Source organism: Micromonospora sp. NPDC051006 (assembly GCF_044456245.1).
GTDB lineage: Bacteria > Actinomycetota > Actinomycetes > Mycobacteriales > Micromonosporaceae > Micromonospora.
The window spans coordinates 259857-274453 of record NZ_JBITFP010000001.1 but is presented as its reverse complement, the minus strand read 5'-3'; the positions used below and the strand labels follow the sequence as shown (position 1 = coordinate 274453).

15 protein-coding genes are annotated in these 14597 nt (G+C 73.0%); 10 read left to right on the top strand and 5 right to left on the bottom strand.

The features are described 5' to 3' along the window. Positions 1-25: 25 nt before the first annotated feature. On the bottom strand, positions 26-1234 hold the full coding sequence (locus ACIBBA_RS01310; protein WP_396692644.1) for a hypothetical protein: 1209 nt from the start codon (positions 1232-1234) through the stop codon (positions 26-28). Next, a complete protein-coding gene (locus ACIBBA_RS01305; protein WP_396692642.1) occupies positions 1227-1787 on the bottom strand; it encodes an RNA polymerase sigma factor in 561 nt (186 codons plus the stop codon). The genes ACIBBA_RS01310 and ACIBBA_RS01305 overlap by 8 nt, the downstream gene beginning before the upstream one ends. Before the next feature lie 145 nt (positions 1788-1932). On the opposite strand from ACIBBA_RS01305, the gene ACIBBA_RS01300 reads away from it, so the two are divergent. The 3 genes from ACIBBA_RS01300 to ACIBBA_RS01290 all read left to right on the top strand — a co-directional run bounded on the left by ACIBBA_RS01300 (position 1933) and on the right by ACIBBA_RS01290 (position 5959). Further along, the gene (locus ACIBBA_RS01300; protein ID WP_350875520.1) at positions 1933-2511 is read left to right on the top strand and encodes an NADH-quinone oxidoreductase subunit B family protein; all 579 of its coding nucleotides are present in this window, start codon (positions 1933-1935) and stop codon (positions 2509-2511) included. Between the two features lie 79 nt (positions 2512-2590). Further along, positions 2591-4522: a hypothetical protein gene (locus ACIBBA_RS01295; RefSeq protein ID WP_396692639.1), complete on the top strand. Its 1932-nt coding sequence runs from the start codon at positions 2591-2593 to the stop codon at positions 4520-4522. Positions 4523-4642: 120 nt separating this feature from the next. After that, entirely contained in the window at positions 4643-5959 is a 1317-nt protein-coding gene (locus ACIBBA_RS01290; RefSeq protein WP_396692637.1) for a DUF2252 domain-containing protein, read from the top strand. 30 nt (positions 5960-5989) lie between these two features. Here ACIBBA_RS01290 and ACIBBA_RS01285 read toward each other — a convergent pair whose 3' ends face one another. Further along, complete coding sequence (locus ACIBBA_RS01285) at positions 5990-7036, bottom strand: glucose 1-dehydrogenase (protein ID WP_396692635.1); 1047 nt, start codon at positions 7034-7036, stop codon at positions 5990-5992. A gap of 139 nt (positions 7037-7175) precedes the next feature. On the opposite strand from ACIBBA_RS01285, the gene ACIBBA_RS01280 reads away from it, so the two are divergent. Further along, positions 7176-7895 (top strand): NADH-quinone oxidoreductase subunit C, encoded by a 720-nt coding sequence (locus tag ACIBBA_RS01280; protein ID WP_396692633.1) that lies wholly within the window; start codon positions 7176-7178, stop codon positions 7893-7895. Next, positions 7895-8857 carry an NADH-quinone oxidoreductase subunit H gene (locus ACIBBA_RS01275; protein WP_396692631.1) on the top strand — a complete coding sequence of 321 codons (963 nt, stop codon included), beginning with the start codon at positions 7895-7897 and terminating at the stop codon, positions 8855-8857. Before ACIBBA_RS01280 ends, ACIBBA_RS01275 begins: the two co-directional genes overlap by 1 nt. A gap of 30 nt (positions 8858-8887) precedes the next feature. Here ACIBBA_RS01275 and ACIBBA_RS01270 read toward each other — a convergent pair whose 3' ends face one another. Next, positions 8888-9913 carry a glutathione S-transferase family protein gene (locus tag ACIBBA_RS01270; protein ID WP_396692629.1) on the bottom strand — a complete coding sequence of 342 codons (1026 nt, stop codon included), beginning with the start codon at positions 9911-9913 and terminating at the stop codon, positions 8888-8890. 86 nt (positions 9914-9999) lie between these two features. On the opposite strand from ACIBBA_RS01270, the gene ACIBBA_RS01265 reads away from it, so the two are divergent. Further along, a complete protein-coding gene (locus tag ACIBBA_RS01265) occupies positions 10000-10431 on the top strand; it encodes an ester cyclase (RefSeq protein WP_396692627.1) in 432 nt (143 codons plus the stop codon). On the opposite strand, the gene ACIBBA_RS01260 is transcribed toward ACIBBA_RS01265, so the two are convergent. Next, on the bottom strand, positions 10412-10987 hold the full coding sequence (locus ACIBBA_RS01260; protein WP_396692625.1) for a Uma2 family endonuclease: 576 nt from the start codon (positions 10985-10987) through the stop codon (positions 10412-10414). The two genes, ACIBBA_RS01265 and ACIBBA_RS01260, sit on opposite strands and share 20 nt — an antisense overlap. A gap of 95 nt (positions 10988-11082) precedes the next feature. Here ACIBBA_RS01260 and ACIBBA_RS01255 point away from each other — a divergent pair, with 95 nt between their 5' ends. Genes ACIBBA_RS01255 through ACIBBA_RS01240 form a run of 4 tightly spaced genes read left to right on the top strand, consistent with a single transcriptional unit; the run spans position 11083 to position 14592 of the window. Next, a complete protein-coding gene (locus tag ACIBBA_RS01255; RefSeq protein ID WP_396693400.1) occupies positions 11083-11712 on the top strand; it encodes a NuoI/complex I 23 kDa subunit family protein in 630 nt (209 codons plus the stop codon). Next, positions 11709-12212, top strand: coding sequence for an NADH-quinone oxidoreductase subunit J (locus tag ACIBBA_RS01250; RefSeq protein WP_396692623.1), 504 nt, complete (start codon positions 11709-11711; stop codon positions 12210-12212). The genes ACIBBA_RS01255 and ACIBBA_RS01250 overlap by 4 nt, the downstream gene beginning before the upstream one ends. Then, positions 12209-12619 carry an NADH-quinone oxidoreductase subunit NuoK gene (gene nuoK, locus ACIBBA_RS01245; RefSeq protein WP_396692621.1) on the top strand — a complete coding sequence of 137 codons (411 nt, stop codon included), beginning with the start codon at positions 12209-12211 and terminating at the stop codon, positions 12617-12619. Before ACIBBA_RS01250 ends, nuoK begins: the two co-directional genes overlap by 4 nt. After that, positions 12616-14592 carry an NADH-quinone oxidoreductase subunit L gene (locus tag ACIBBA_RS01240; RefSeq protein ID WP_396692619.1) on the top strand — a complete coding sequence of 659 codons (1977 nt, stop codon included), beginning with the start codon at positions 12616-12618 and terminating at the stop codon, positions 14590-14592. Before nuoK ends, ACIBBA_RS01240 begins: the two co-directional genes overlap by 4 nt. Positions 14593-14597 lie beyond the last annotated feature (5 nt).

The following is a 14597-nucleotide window of genomic DNA, read 5'->3' as shown; positions in this document are numbered from 1 at the left end:
GTGCGCGCGCCGCGCCGGCCCTCGTTCACCGGTAGTCGATCCGGACCAGGTTGTCGCTGTCGTAGACCTCCTCCACGAAATCGAAGCGGCTGTCCATCGGTCGGGCGTCCACGTCCGCGCTGCCCTTGCCGACGGTGGCTCCCGCGGCCGCCCGGAAGCCCAGGGTGAGCCGGATCTCCCCGCCGGCCTTGAGGCTGCTCAGGTCGCAGCTCACCGGCTCCCCGGTGGTCTCCGGGTCGTTGCGGCAGACCGTCCACCCATCGCCGTCGGGCCGCAGCTCCGGCGGCAGGTCGAGCCGGAGCGCCACGTAGGCGGCCGGGCTGGTGCCCTGGTTGCGGATCCGCACGGTCACGGTGCCGGCGCGGGATCCGTCGGTCGCGGTGGCGAGCACCAGGTCGGTGGCGGTGACGACCAGGTTCATCCCGTGCGGATTCGGCCCGAAGGCGGTGGGCCCGGAGACCTGGGCGAACGAGCCGCCCTGCCACCGGTAGCCGCGCCACTGTCGTTGAGACCACTCGCCGGGCCAGCCGCCACCCGGCGCGATGTCGGCGACCTGCACCCGCACCAGCCCGTCGGGCCGGACCTCGACGTCGGTGAGCCACTGCGGCGTCTCTCGCGCGGTGGCCACCACCTTGCCCAGGGTGACCACCTTGCCGGCCGCGTCACGGTCGAACGCGACGACCTGTTCCGGCCCTCCGGTGCCGAGCAGGCAGTGCACCAACGCGACCGTTTCGGTGGCACCGTCACCGTCGACGTCGCCGTAGCTGACTTCCTTCAGCACGTTGGTCTTGTCCCGGGTCGCGTCACCGACCAGTCGGGTGTCGCTGACCGGGCAGCTCGGGCCGGGACGCCAGGCCGGCAGTGACACCGGCGTGGCGAGCAGTTGCGCCCGACTGATCCGACCGTTCGGCGCCGCCCCGGTCGGGCTGGCGCTGCTGGCCGCCGGCGACGCCGACGGGCTGGCGGTCGCGCTCGCCGACAGGCTGGGCGTCGGGCTCGCGGTGGGGTCGACCGGGCCGGGCCGGGGCGTCGGATCGTCCAGGGCCGCGTACCCGAGTATCGGACCGGCCGTGAGCGCCAGAGCCGCCGCGACGGCGGAGCCGAAGGTCCGGCGCCGGCGCAGGCGTACGGTGCGGCGGACCGCCGCCGGTCCGGGCGGCTCGATCTCGGCCAGCACCTCGGTGCGGTACCGGGCGAAGCGCTCGGCGAGTGCGATGGACTCGTGCTCAGACATCCTGAGCCTCCTCGGTCGTCTCCCGCAGGGACGCGGCGAGCGAGGCCCGGCCCCGGTGCAGCCACGACTTGACGGTTCCCTCGGCCACCCGTTCCTGGGCGGCGATCTCGGCGATCGGCATGTCGGCCAGGTAGTGCAGGATCACCGCGCGGCGCTGCTTCGCGGGCAGTGCCGCCAGGGCGGCCTCCAGCGCCACCCGGTCGGGGTTCGGCCCGGCCACGTGAACCTCCCGCTGCCGCACCAGCCACGATCGGGCGGTACGCAGCCGTCGCCAGCGGTTGTGGGCGAGGTTCCAGGCCACCCGCCGGGTCCAGGCCAGCGGATCGTCGTACCTGGACACCTGGTCCCAGCGGGCGAAGGCCCGGCAGAACGCCTCCTGCACGAGGTCCTGTGCCTGACCGACGTCACCCGTGTAGGCCCGCAGCTGCACGACGAGGCCCCGGAAGTGGGCGTGGTAGAAGTCGTCGAAGGTCAGCTCCGACCCGTCGGACGTCCTGTCCGGGTGGGGGTCCGGTGGAGCGCCACCGGCCCGTACGTCTCTCGTCACGCTCACTCGTCCTCCCCGTGGCCATCGCGGACCCCCTGGCCGCGACGCGGCTTCCCGACACGCCGTCTCCCGCCAAGGTCGTCACCGGCCCCCCGGGTTGCGCCCGGCGACTGTGATTGACTGTCGGGTGGGTGACAGGAGGGGGGCCATCGTGCAGCTGCCGGGAGTGCTCGGCGAGCCGATCCGGTTCGTGCTGAACTGGGGCCGTCGCTACTCGCTCTGGGTGTTCAACTTCGGTCTGGCCTGCTGCGCGATCGAGTTCATCGCCACCAGCATGGGCCGGCACGACTTCATCCGACTCGGCGTGATCCCGTTCGCCCACGGTCCCCGGCAGGCTGACCTGATGGTCGTCTCCGGAACGGTCACCGACAAGATGGCGCCGGCGATCAAGCGGCTCTACGACCAGATGCCCGAGCCGAAGTACGTGATCTCGTTCGGCGCCTGTTCCAACTGCGGCGGCCCCTACTGGGACTCGTACTCGGTCACCAAGGGCGTCGACCAGCTCATTCCGGTCGACGTCTACGTGCCCGGCTGCCCACCCCGGCCGGAGGCGCTGCTGCACGGCATCCTGCGGCTGCAGGAGAAGATCGCCGCCGAGCAGGCCGGCATCGGCGGCGTGGCACGACCCGACGCGCTCGCCGCGCCGGTGGACGCCGCACCCCGCGACGGCGCGGCCCCGCGCTCGGTCGAGTCGCTCACCGCCCCACCGGTCCGTCCGCCCGGGTCCTGAGCCGGACCGACCGACCGACGGCGGCTTGCGAGCCGACTGGATGGTCTTCGATGTCGGCGACTGTCGCTAGGTTGCTGGCATGAGAACCATGCGGGCAACGGGGGCCGCCCTCCTGGCGGCGCTCGCCATAGTCACTCTCTTCGCTGCTCCGGCAGCCGCCGACACCTTCGGCTACACCGGCGTCGTCCGCGATTCCGACGGAAACCCCGTCGGCAACGCCTGCTTCGCCCTGCACACCTCCGCCACCGACGTCGCCGCGGAGCACTGCTCCGACGCGTCGGGCCGCTACACCATCCCGGGCGCGTGGGAGGCGCCCGACTACAAGATCCGCGTGCACGCCGAGGGGTTCCGCGCCGAGTGGTGGTACGGCGCTCCCGACTATCTGAACGCCGACAAGGTGAGCATTCCGGCGGGCAGCGTCGTGGAGCGCGACGTCACGTTGGGTCGGGGCGCCGGCAGCATCAGCGGCCGGATCACCGACCAGTACGGCACCCCGGTCCAGGCCACCGTCACCGTGCACGGCGAGGGCGACGTCTACGAGGCCATCGCCTACACCTCGGTCACCGGGACCTACGAGCTGAGCAATCTGCCCCCCGGCGGCTACCGCATCTCCGTCTACGACAACCAGCGCGGTGTGCAGTGGGTGCCGCGCAAGGAGACCCGGGAGGAGGCCACGGTCTTCACGCTCAACGACGGCGACACCCTCACCGTGAACGAGTGGCTGCTGCCGTTGGGCACCGTCAAGGTCGTGGTGACCGACGCGGTGACCGCCCTGCCCGTGCCCCGGCCCTGCGTCTACGTCCACGGCGGCCGTGACGAGTCGGTCTGCGGCGTGAACGGCATCGTCGACGTGCTCGACGTACGGCCGGGCACGTGGGAGCTGGACATCTCGGGTGGGGCGTCGTACTTCCCGGCGGATCCGAAACCGACCGTCGACGTGGTTCGCGGTCAGGTGACCAGGGTCGCCTACCAGCTCCGGCCCGGTGCGGCGGTCGCCACCACGGTGCTGGACGCGGCGAGCGGGCAGCCGGTCGGTGGCATCTGCGCGCACCTGGTCCAGCCGAGGTGGGGCGGGCAGTCCGCCCACATGCGGCAGTACTGCTCGGCCGACGACGGTCACCTGGAGGCCGGCCCGTTCGAGGCCGACGAGCTGGGCACCTGGCAGCTCTACGCCTACCAGCCGATCGGCCCGTTCGACCCGCCCGCCACCCGCTACGGCGCCCAGTGGGTCACCGCGAACGGCGGCAGCGGCGACCAGCGGGAGGCGCTGCCGGTCACGCTGCGGGCGAAGGAGACGATCACCATCCCGCCGATCCGGGTCGACCCGCCGGGCAGGATCACCGGCACGATCCGTAACGCCGCCGGCGCGGCGGTCTCCGGTGTCTGCGCCTACCCGTTCGCCTTCCATCCCGGGCAGGGAGCGAGCTTCGGCGCGAACTGCTCCAACGCCCAGGGCCAGTACACCCTCAGCGACCTGGGCCCGTACCGCTGGCCGGTGGAGTTCGCACCGAGCAGCGCCAGCGGGTACGCCTGGCAGTGGTCCGGCGACGTCGCCGACCGGTTCGCCGCCACCCTCACCAAGGTCGACCGCGGCGCGACGGCCACGGTCGACGCGCGCCTGGCCACCGGGGGCGTGCTCGCCGGCAAGGTCACCGACGGCGCGAGCCCGGTCGACGCCGGCTACGTCTGGACGTACAACGCCCGCACCGGTGACATCGCCAGCGCCTCCTACGCCAACATCGCCCGGGACGGGACGTTCGCCGTGCGCGGACACCGCACCCAGGAGGTGTACGTCGAGTACTGGAGCCTGACGAAGGGTTGCTGGTACGCCCCGGGCGGTCGCTACGGCACCAAGGTGGCCGTGACAGCGGGCGCCACCACCACGATCGCGGCCAACATGAGCCGGACCTGCGGGCTGCGGCCGTACACCACCGCCCAGTCCGGAATCGGGACCGCGAGCGGCGCGCCGCTCGCGCCGATCATGGCGGCGCCGACGGGGGCCGGTCGCTGACCCTCGGCCGTACGTCAGGTCGGCGCGGTCGGTCCGGTGGGTCACACCCGCCGGACCGACCGTCCGCCCGGCTCGGTCGGCCGAGCGCTCCGCTGGCCGGTGGGGGTTAGCCTGCGCAGCATGAGCACCTCCGCGGACGAGCGTTCCGCCTACATCATCGACGTGTTGACCGGCGAGTTCGGGGCGTCGATGTCACTCGACCCGGCCGCGTTCCGCCGCAAGTTCCGCAAGATGGCCGCGTCGCCGTTCGCCTTCTACCGGGGCAGCGCCTCGCTCTTCTACGCCGACCAGCGCGGCGACTTCGCCGACGACCGCTATCTCGACGAGCGGACCAGCCGGGTCTGGATCCACGGTGACCTGCACGCGGAGAACTTCGGCACCTACATGAACGCCTCCGGCCAGTTGGTGTTCAACGTCAACGATTTCGACGAGGCGTACGTCGGGCCGTTCACCTGGGATCTGCGGCGGTTGGCGGCGAGCGTGGCGCTGCTCGGCTACGCCAAGGCGCTCTCCGACCGGGTGATCAGCGAGCTGGTCACCGGCTTCGCCCGCTCCTACCTGACCGAGCTGCGCGCGATCGCCGCCGGCGGCGACGACGCGATCGGCTCGATCACCCTGGACAACGCCGACGGTGTGCTGCGCCGGGTGCTCCAGCAGGCCCGGCTCAACACCCGGGTGGACCTGCTCGCCGCGCAGACCACGATCGACAACTACGAGCGGCGGTTCTCCGTCGGCGACGGGGTCTTCGAGGTCGACGGGGCCACCCGGGAGAAGGTCCTCGCCGCCTTCCAGGGCTACCTGGGCACGCTGCCGGCGTCCTCGGCGCGGCTGCGTCCGGTGGAGGCGCGGATCAAGGACGTGGTGTTGCGCAAGGGCGTGGGCATCGGGTCGGCCGGGCTGCCGTCGTACAACCTGCTGCTGGAGGGGCACACCCAGGCGTTGGAGAACGACGTCGTCATCTACATGAAGCAGGCCCAGGTGCCGGCCGTCGCCCGGCACATCCCGGACCAGTCGGTCCGCGGCTACTTCCAGCACCAGGGGCACCGGACGGCCGAGTCGCAGCGGGCGCTCCAGGCGCACGCCGACCCGTGGCTGGGCTTCACCCAGCTGGACGGGGTCGGGCAACTGGTCGCCGAGGTCTCCCCGTACGCCGCCGACCTGGACTGGGCGGACGTCAACGAGCCCGAGGAGCTGGCCGGGGTGCTGGCCGACCTCGGTCGGGCGGTGGCCCGGATGCACTCCGTGGCCGACGACGAGTCCAGCCACGACCTGGTCGACTACTCCACCGAGGAGGCGATCGTGGCGGTGGTCGACCAGGACGAGCCGGGCTTCGTCACCCACCTGGTGGAGTTCGCCCACGCGTACGGCGTCCGCGCCCGGCAGGACCACCAGCTCTTCGTGGACCTGTTCCGCAACGGCCGGCTGCCCGGCATCTGACCCATCACCCACCGCTCGGCGGCTGGCGGGTCAGGCGGCGAAGTCCAGCACCACCTTGATGTCGTCGGGCGCGGGGCTGTACGCGTCCCGGAACCGCGAAGCCGGCACCCGGCGGCTGATCAGTGAGCTGAGCCAGTACTGGTCGGCCCGCGCCAGCGCCTCGGCGGCCAGGTCCCAGTGCCGCCGGTTGGCGTTGACCGAGCCGAAGACCACGTTGTTCTCCAGCACCAGCGCCCGGTTGAGCGCGCCCGCGTCGAAGTCGATGGACCGGCCGCCGCTGGAGACGCCGGTGAGGCAGACGATGCCGGTCGGCGCGGCCTTGCACATCACGTCGAGCACCACCTTCGGCGCCCCGGTGCACTCGAGCACCACGTCCGGCTCGAAGTCGAGGTCGTTGACCGGCACCGAGTGGTAGGTCGCACCCAGCGCGTGCACCAGCTCCGGTTTGGGTCCGCTGGTGGCCAGGTCCAGCACGTGCACGGACAGCCCGCGCTGACTGGCGAGCAGCGCGGCGAGCAGGCCGATCGGCCCCGCGCCGGTCACCAGCACGCTGCGCGGCTGCCACTCGGCGCGGTGCCCGATCCGTTCGATGTGGTCCCACGCCTTAGCCACCACGCTGGTCGGTTCGAGCAGCATCCCGACCTGCGCGAGGCCCGGGTCCAGCCGTACCGCGAACCGGGGCGGCACCCGCCAGCGGTCCCGGGCGAAGCCGTCCAGCGCCTTGATGCCGTGCTCGGTGTACTGGCCGTTGCGGCACATGTCCCACTCACCGACCGCGCAGTTCGGGCAGGGCACCGGGTCCGGGTAGCGCACGATGCCGGCCACCAGGTCGCCCGGTTGCAGGCTGCCGGTCGGGTCCTCCATCACCCGGCCCAGCGACTCGTGCCCGATCACCAGGCGCGACCTGCCGGGCGCCGCCTCGCCGTAGTCGCCCGCGACGATCTCGTGGTCGGTGCCGCAGACTCCGACGGCCAGGGCCTGGACGAGGACCCCGCCCTCCTCGGCCGCCGGCTCCGGATGGTCGTCGACCAGTTCCAGGGAGTCGGCGACCCCGGGGGTCACAGTCACGGCGCGCACGTGTCTCATCTTGGCCTGCCGGACCGGCTTCCGCCGGCAAAGCGGCAGATGGCCCACGGGCGGGCCGACACGGCCGGGCGCTGTCCGGGCCTCGTCTCGGCTCGACGGGATGCCGGAGCCACGCCCTAGGATCAGCGGCATGACTCCGGAAGAGGTCGGCCGCCGGATGGCGACGCTGCTCGCGCCGGCCGAGGCCACCCCGTCGATCTCCGGCGGCCAGCGGCACGCCCGGGCCACCGTCGACGTGCCGGCGGCGAACTGGCGGGAGGCGCTGCGGGCCGCCCGCGACGACGCGGAGCTGGCCTGCGACTACTTCGACTGGCTCTCCGCCGTCGACGAGCTGGCCGAAGGGTTCGACGTGGTGGCGCACCTCTGGTCGACCCGGCACCGGCACGGCGTCCTGCTGCGGGCCCGGGTGGCGCGGGAGACGCCCGTCGTGGCCTCGGTGGTCGACGTCTACCCGGGCGCCGCCTGGCACGAGCGGGAGACGCACGAGATGTTCGGCATCGACTTCGCCGGCCACGACGGGCTGCTTCCGCTGCTGCTGCCGCCGGAGTTCGAGGGCCACCCGTTGCGCAAGGAGTTCGTACTGGCCTCTCGGGTGGCCAAGCCCTGGCCGGGCGCGAAGGAACCGGGCGAGTCGGAGGCCGGCGGCGGCCGGCGGCCGATCCGCCCGCCGGGCGTGCCCGCGCCGGGCGAGTGGGGCACGACCCCCACCCCGGCGGGTGCCGGCAACGTGGGGGAGGGACCGCGCGGCGGCACCCCGGCCCGGCCGGCCCCGGGCGCCCGTCCGGCGCGCCCCGGCCCGCCGGCGGCGGGCGACGCCGAGCGGCCCGCCGACGAGGGAGGTACGGCCTGATGCCGCTCTGGCTGGAGCTGGTGATCCGGGTGGGCGGCGTGCTGGTCGCCTTCCTCACCTTGCCGCTGCTGGTCGGGCAGGCCGAGCACAAGGTGATGGCGCACATGCAGGGCCGGCTCGGCCCGATGTACGCGGGTGGTTTCCACGGCTGGGCGCAGCTGATCGCCGACGGGGTCAAGTTCGTGCAGAAGGAGGACGTGACCCCGCGCGAGGCGGATCGGGCCGTCTTCCGGCTGGCCCCGGCGATCGCCCTGCTGCCGTACCTGCTCGTGCTGCTGGTCATCCCTCTCGGCCCGGACGACCTGGTCGGCCAGCCGCTCGACATCGGGCTCTTCTTCGTGCTCGCGGTCGTCGGCGTCGGGGTGCTGGCCGTACTGATGTCGGCCTGGGCCTCGGCCAACAAGTACAGCCTGCTCGGCGGGCTCCGCGGCGCCGCCCAGCTGCTCGGCTACGAGCTGCCGCTGGTGCTGGCCGCCGCCTCGGTGGCGATGGCCGCGGGCACGCTCAGCCTCTCCGGCATCGTCGAGGCGTGGCAGCCCTGGTGGCTGCTCTGGCAGGCGCCAGCCATGGTCGTCTTCTTCGTCGCCGGGCTGGCCGAGATCCGCCGACCACCCTTCGACATGCCGGTGGCCGACTCCGAGCTGGTCTTCGGCTACATGACCGAGTACACCGGGCTGCGCTTCGCGTTCTTCCTGCTCGCCGAGTACGTCGGCATCGTGGTGATCGCCGCGCTCACCACCGTGCTCTTCCTCGGCGGCTGGCAGGGCCCGTTCGCCGACGCCCAGCTCGGCTGGCTCTGGACCCTGCTCAAGGTCTTCGCCGTCGCGTTCCTGATCATCTGGCTCCGGGTGTCGTACCCGCGGCTGCGCGAGGACCAGCTCCAGCGCCTCTGCTGGCTGGTCCTGGTCCCCGCCTCGCTGGCCCAGCTGGTCCTGACCACCGCCGTCCGCCTGGCCCTCTGACCCACGACCCGGCGCGGCCTGCGCCGGGGATCAGCGCAGTGGGGTGTGGGCCGGGTCCACCCGCTCGGCCGGAGGTGGCGGCGGGGGTGGGGTGCCGTCGCCGAAGGGGCGGCCGCCGAGCGACTCCCGCCCGTGCGCGGTGAGCCAGTTCGACAGGTCCGGCCCGAGCGGGACGACGCCCGTCGGGTTGATGTCCCGGTGCACCTCGTAGTAGTGCCGCTTGATGTGGTCGAAGTCGATGGTGTCCCCGAAGCCGGGCGTCTGGAACAGGTCCCGGGCGTACGCCCAGAGCACCGGCATCTCGGTGAGCTTGCTGCGGTTGCACTTGAAGTGCCCGTGGTAGACGGGGTCGAAGCGGACCAGCGTGGTGAAGAGCCGCACGTCCGCCTCGGTGATGGTGTCGCCGAGCAGATAGCGCTGGTCCTGCAGCCGCTCGGTCAACCAGTCCAGCCGCTCGAAGAGCCGCCGGTACGCCGACTCGTACGCCTCCTGGCTGCCGGCGAACCCGCACCGGTAGACGCCGTTGTTGACGTCCCGGAACACCACCGCGTTGACCTCGTCGATCTCGTCGCGCAGCCGCTCCGGGTAGAGCTCCGGCGCGCCGTCGCGGTGGTAGGCGGTCCACTCGGTGCTGAGGTCCAGGCTCATCTGCGCGTAGTCGTTGGTCACCACCTGCCCGGTCGGCACGTCCACGATCGCCGGCACGGTGATGCCCCGCTCGTAGCCGGGGAACCGGGCGAAGTACGCCTCGGCCAGCCGCTCGATGTCGAGCACCGGATCCCGGCCGCCCGGGTCAAGGTCGAACGTCCAGCTCCGGGCGTCGTGGGTGGGGCCGGCGACCGCCATGGAGAGCGCGTCCTCCAGGCCGAGCAGCCGGCGCACGATGATCAACCGGTTCGCCCACGGACAGGCGCGGCTGACCGCCAACCGGTATCTGCCCGGCGTCACCGGAAACCCGTCCCGCCCGTCGGCGGTGATCCGGGTCGCGATGTAGCGCTGGTCCCGGGTGAACTCCCCACCCGGCTCGACGTACTTCCCGCCCGTCTCGTCGCCCACGTCGTCTCCTCGCTCGTCCGCCTCTGCGTCCCATCATGGCGGATCTCCGGCCGTCCGGCCGGGCCGCCGGTGACTACGCTGCCCGGATGACCGATGTGGAGGCGACAGCCCGACGCTTCATCGCCGACGTGTGGAACGCCGGCCGGGAGGAGACCGCGTACGAGCTGGTCGGCCCGGGCTGCCCGGGGCTCGGCGGGACCGGACCGGAGGCGACCCTGGCCTGGCACCGGGAGCGCCGGGCGGCCTTCCCGGACCTTCGCTACAAGATCGTGGACGTGGTCACCGGCGGCGGTCGGGTGGCCGTGCACTGGCGGGCCGCCGGCACCCAGACCGGGCAGTTCGGGCCGGTGCCGCCGACCGGGCAGGTGGTCAGCTACTCCGGGGCGACCTTCCTGCGGTTCGACGACGCCGGCCTGATCGTCGACGTGTGGAGCTGCAACGAGCTGTTCCAGCTCCTGCAACAGCTCGGCGTCGAGATGCTCCCGCCACCAGGGGGCGTCACCGGGCCCGGGGCGTGATCCGGCTGATCGGCAGGTTGATCGGGAACGGCTCGCCGGTGTCGACGAACTTCGTCCACCGCCCGGTCTCGGTGTAGACCTCGTTCACCGCGTCGATCCGGTACGTGACGACCTCCAGCGCGCCATCCTCCGGCTCGACCCGCCAGTAGAACGGGATGCCGGCCTGGGCGTAGAGCGCCGGCTTCAACACCCGGTCGATCGAACGGGTGCTCGGGGAGACGATCTCGACGGCGAGGACCACCTCGTGCGGCTCGTACCTCGACGGTTCGCGCGCCGCCGCGGCGGAAGTGGTCACCAGCACGTCGGGAATGAAGGAGCGGGTGCGGTTGATCCGTACCTCGACCCCCTGGGTGACGTCGTACGCGTCGGGGCACTCCGCTTCGAGCGCGACACCAAGACGCATCGCGATGGTCTGGTGCGTGCGGGTGGGGGAGGGGGACATCAGTAGCACTCCATCGAGCAGTTCCCGGCGACGGCCGTCCTCCGGCAGCGCATCCAGATCGTCTGTCGTCCACCCGCCCTCGGGCGGGTAGTCGCTCTGCAGCGCGGCGGTCATGGGCGGGTCCTTCCAGGTGCGTCGTTCTCCCCAGGCCCACGGTACCGCTGTTGACCGACGGGTGGTGGTCGCGCGCGCCGGGGGTACAGGGCAGGATGGTCGACATGAGCGACCCCAGCGAACACAGCGCACCGGACGACGGCGCCGCTGAACGCGGCCTGCCCGGCGCGGGGCTGGTCAAGGGGCTGGCGGTCACGCTGAAGACGATGACCCGGCGCTCCACCACCCAGCAGTACCCGGACGTCGCCCCCGAGCTGCCGCCCCGCTCCCGTGGGGTGATCGCGTTGCTCGAGGAGAACTGCACGGTCTGCATGCTCTGCGCCCGCGAGTGTCCGGACTGGTGCATCTACATCGACTCGCACAAGGAGGAGGTGGCGGTGCCCGGCGCCGCCCGTCCTCGCCAGCGCAACGTCCTCGACAAGTTCGACATCGACTTCTCGCTCTGCATGTACTGCGGCATCTGCATCGAGGTCTGCCCGTTCGACGCGCTCTACTGGTCACCCGAGTTCGAGTACGCCGAGTACGACATCAAGGACCTGCTGCACGACAAGGACCACCTGGGGCAGTGGATGGGCACCGTACCGCCGCCGCCGGCGCACGACCCGAACGGCGAACCGGCGAAGGAGGAGACCAGCGCCGCGCGTAAGGCCGCCGTCCCCGCCGCCCGGCCCGCCGCGCCGACGGTACGCCCCGAGCCCGGCGCGTCCGGTGAGGCGACTCCATGACCGGTGCGGACGTGCTGCTGCTCGCCCTCGGCGCGGTGGCGGTCGGCTCGGGTGTGCTGGTGGTGACCACGAAACACCTGGTCCGGGCCGGCCTCTACCTGGTGGTCTGCCTCGGTGCGCTGGCCGGCGACTACCTGGTCCTCACCGCCGAGCTGGTGGCCTGGGTGCAGGTGCTGATCTACGTCGGCGCGGTGGTGGTGCTGCTGCTCTTCGCGGTGATGCTCACCCGGGCGCCGATCGGCGCCTCCGACAATCTGGACCGGCCCGGCTGGCCGGCCGCGCTGATCGGCGGCGGCACCGGGCTGGGCCTGGCCGCGCTGCTGGTCGACGCCTACCGCTGGACGGCGGTGGACCTGCCCGAGGCGGGCACCGCCGAACGGCTCGGCGGCCAGCTCTTCCGCACCTGGGTGCTGCCCTTCGAGGTGCTCTCCGTGCTGCTGCTCTCCGCCCTGATCGGCGCGGTGGTGCTCTCCCGGCCGGACATCGGGCGGTCGCGGTGAGGCCGGTCATCCCGTACGTCACCGCAGCGCTCCTCTTCGGCCTGGGCGTCTACGGCGTGCTGCGCCGCCGCAACGCGGTGCTGGTGCTGATCGCCGTCGAGCTGATGCTCAACGCGGTCAACCTGATCCTGGTCACCGCCGACGCCACGGTACGGGCGGCGCTGCCGCACAGCGGGCAGGTCTTCGCGCTCTTCGTGATCGTGCTGGCCGCCGCCGAGGTCGGCGTGGGCCTGGCCATCGTGCTCCAGCTCTACCGGCTCCGAGCCACCGTCGCCGTCGACGAGATCCCGCTGGCCGAGGGGCCGACCCCGGCCGAGGAGCCGACTCCGGTCCGCACCGCCGTCGGCGCGCCGCCGCCGGCCGGAGGCACCGGCACCGGGGCGACCGAGGCACGGGAGGAACGGTGAGCACGACCACCCTGCTCGGTGCGCTGCTGCCGGCCGTACCGCTGGTGGCGGGGCTGCTCGGTCTGCTGCTGCCGCCGTCGCCGCGCGGCCTGGCGGCTTCCGGCGGTGGCGACCCGGCGCGGGGTGAGCAGCGAGCCCGGCGTGCGGCGATCACCCTCGGGGTGGCCGGCGCGGCCGGCGCGCTGGCCCTGGCGGTCGCGCTGCTGGCCACCCTGGACGGGCCTGCCGAGGCGGCCACCGGTTGGGTCGACCTCGGCGGGTTGACGGTGACCCTCGGGGTCCGGTTGGACGGTGCCGCGGCGCTCGTCGCGGTGGCGGTCGCCGCGGTCGCGCTCGCCGTGCAGGTCTACTCGATCGGCTACCTCAAGCGCGGTCCGCACGACGACGTGGACGTCGACCACCGCTACCCGCCGTACGCCGCCCAGATCAGCCTCTTCACCGGTGCGATGCTGCTGGTGGTGGTCGCCGGCGACCTGATCATGCTGCTGGTCGGGTGGGAGGTGATGGGCCTCTGCTCCTACCTGCTCATCGCGCACGACCGGAGGCTGCCGGAGGCGCCCGCCGCCGCGATGAAGGCGTTCCTGGTGACCCGGGTCGGTGACGTCGGCTTCCTGCTCGGCATCGCGCTGCTCGGTGTCTCCGCGGGCAGCTTCCGGATCGCCGACGTGCTGGCCCACGACTACTCCCCGGGCACACTCACCGCCGCCTGCCTGCTGCTGCTCGCCGGGGTGGCCGGCAAGAGCGCCCAGTTCCCGCTGCACACCTGGCTGCCCGACGCGATGGCCGGCCCGACGCCGATCAGCGCCCTCATCCACGCCGCCACCATGGTCGCCGCCGGGGTGTACGCCGTCGGCCGCCTCTACCCGCTCTTCGTGGCGGCCCCCGTCGCGCTGACCGTGCTCGGCGTACTCGGCTCGATCACCCTGCTGCTCGGCGCGTTCGCGGCCACCGCGCAGGACGACATCAAACGGGTGCTCGCCTGGTCGACGGTCTCCCAGATCGGCTACATGACCGGCGCGCTCGCTGTCGGCTCCCCGGCGGCCGCGCTGTTCCACCTGCTCACCCACGCCGCGTTCAAGGCGCTGCTCTTCCTCGCCGCCGGCGCGGTGATCCACGCGGTCGGCACCACGCTGATGTCCCAGATGGGCGGGCTGCGCCGCGGCATGCCGGTCACCTTCTGGTGCACGGTGGTCGGCCTCGGCGCGCTGGCCGGGCTGCCGCCGCTCGCCGGTTTCTGGAGCAAGGACGGCGTGCTCGCGGTGGCGCAGGCCGCCGCGCTGCACGGCGAGGGCCCCACCCCGTCCTGGCTCGGTTGGCTGGTCTGGCTCGCGGGGTTGGTCGGCGTCGCGCTCACCGCCTGGTACGCCACCCGACTGCTGCTGCGCGCCTTCCTCGGCGAGACCCGCGAACCGTTGGTCCACCCGCACGACCCACCGGCCACGCTGCGCTGGCCGCTGCTGCTGCTCGCGGCGCCGGCGGCGCTGCTCGGCCTGGCCGGTTTCGCCGGCCCGTTCGCCGACCGGCTGCAACCGGCCGAGGTGGCGACGCCCGGGCACCCGTCGGATCTCCTTCCGGCGGAGGGTTTGGTCCATCTGACCCCCGCCGTGCTGCTGCCACTGGCGCTGCTGGTGCTCGGCGCCGGGCTGGCCTGGGCCCGCTGGCGGCGCGACCGGGCCGCCGACCCGGCGACCGCGCTGGGTCCGCTGCGGCCGGTCTTCGCGGCCGCGTTCCGGCTCGACGACCTCCAGCACGCCCTGGTGGTACGCCCCGCCCGGGCGCTCGCCGGCTGGGTGCGGGCCGGCGACGAGGTGGTGGTGGACGGCGCGGTCGAGGGGAGCGGACGGGCCGCCTCCGGGCTCGGCGCCGGGCTGGCCGCGCTGCACCGCGCGGCGCTGCCCCGGGCCGCCGCCGCCGTGCTGGCCGGCGCGCTGCTGATCGGCCTGGCCGCCGCCCTGATCGGAGGCTTCGCGTGAGTGCG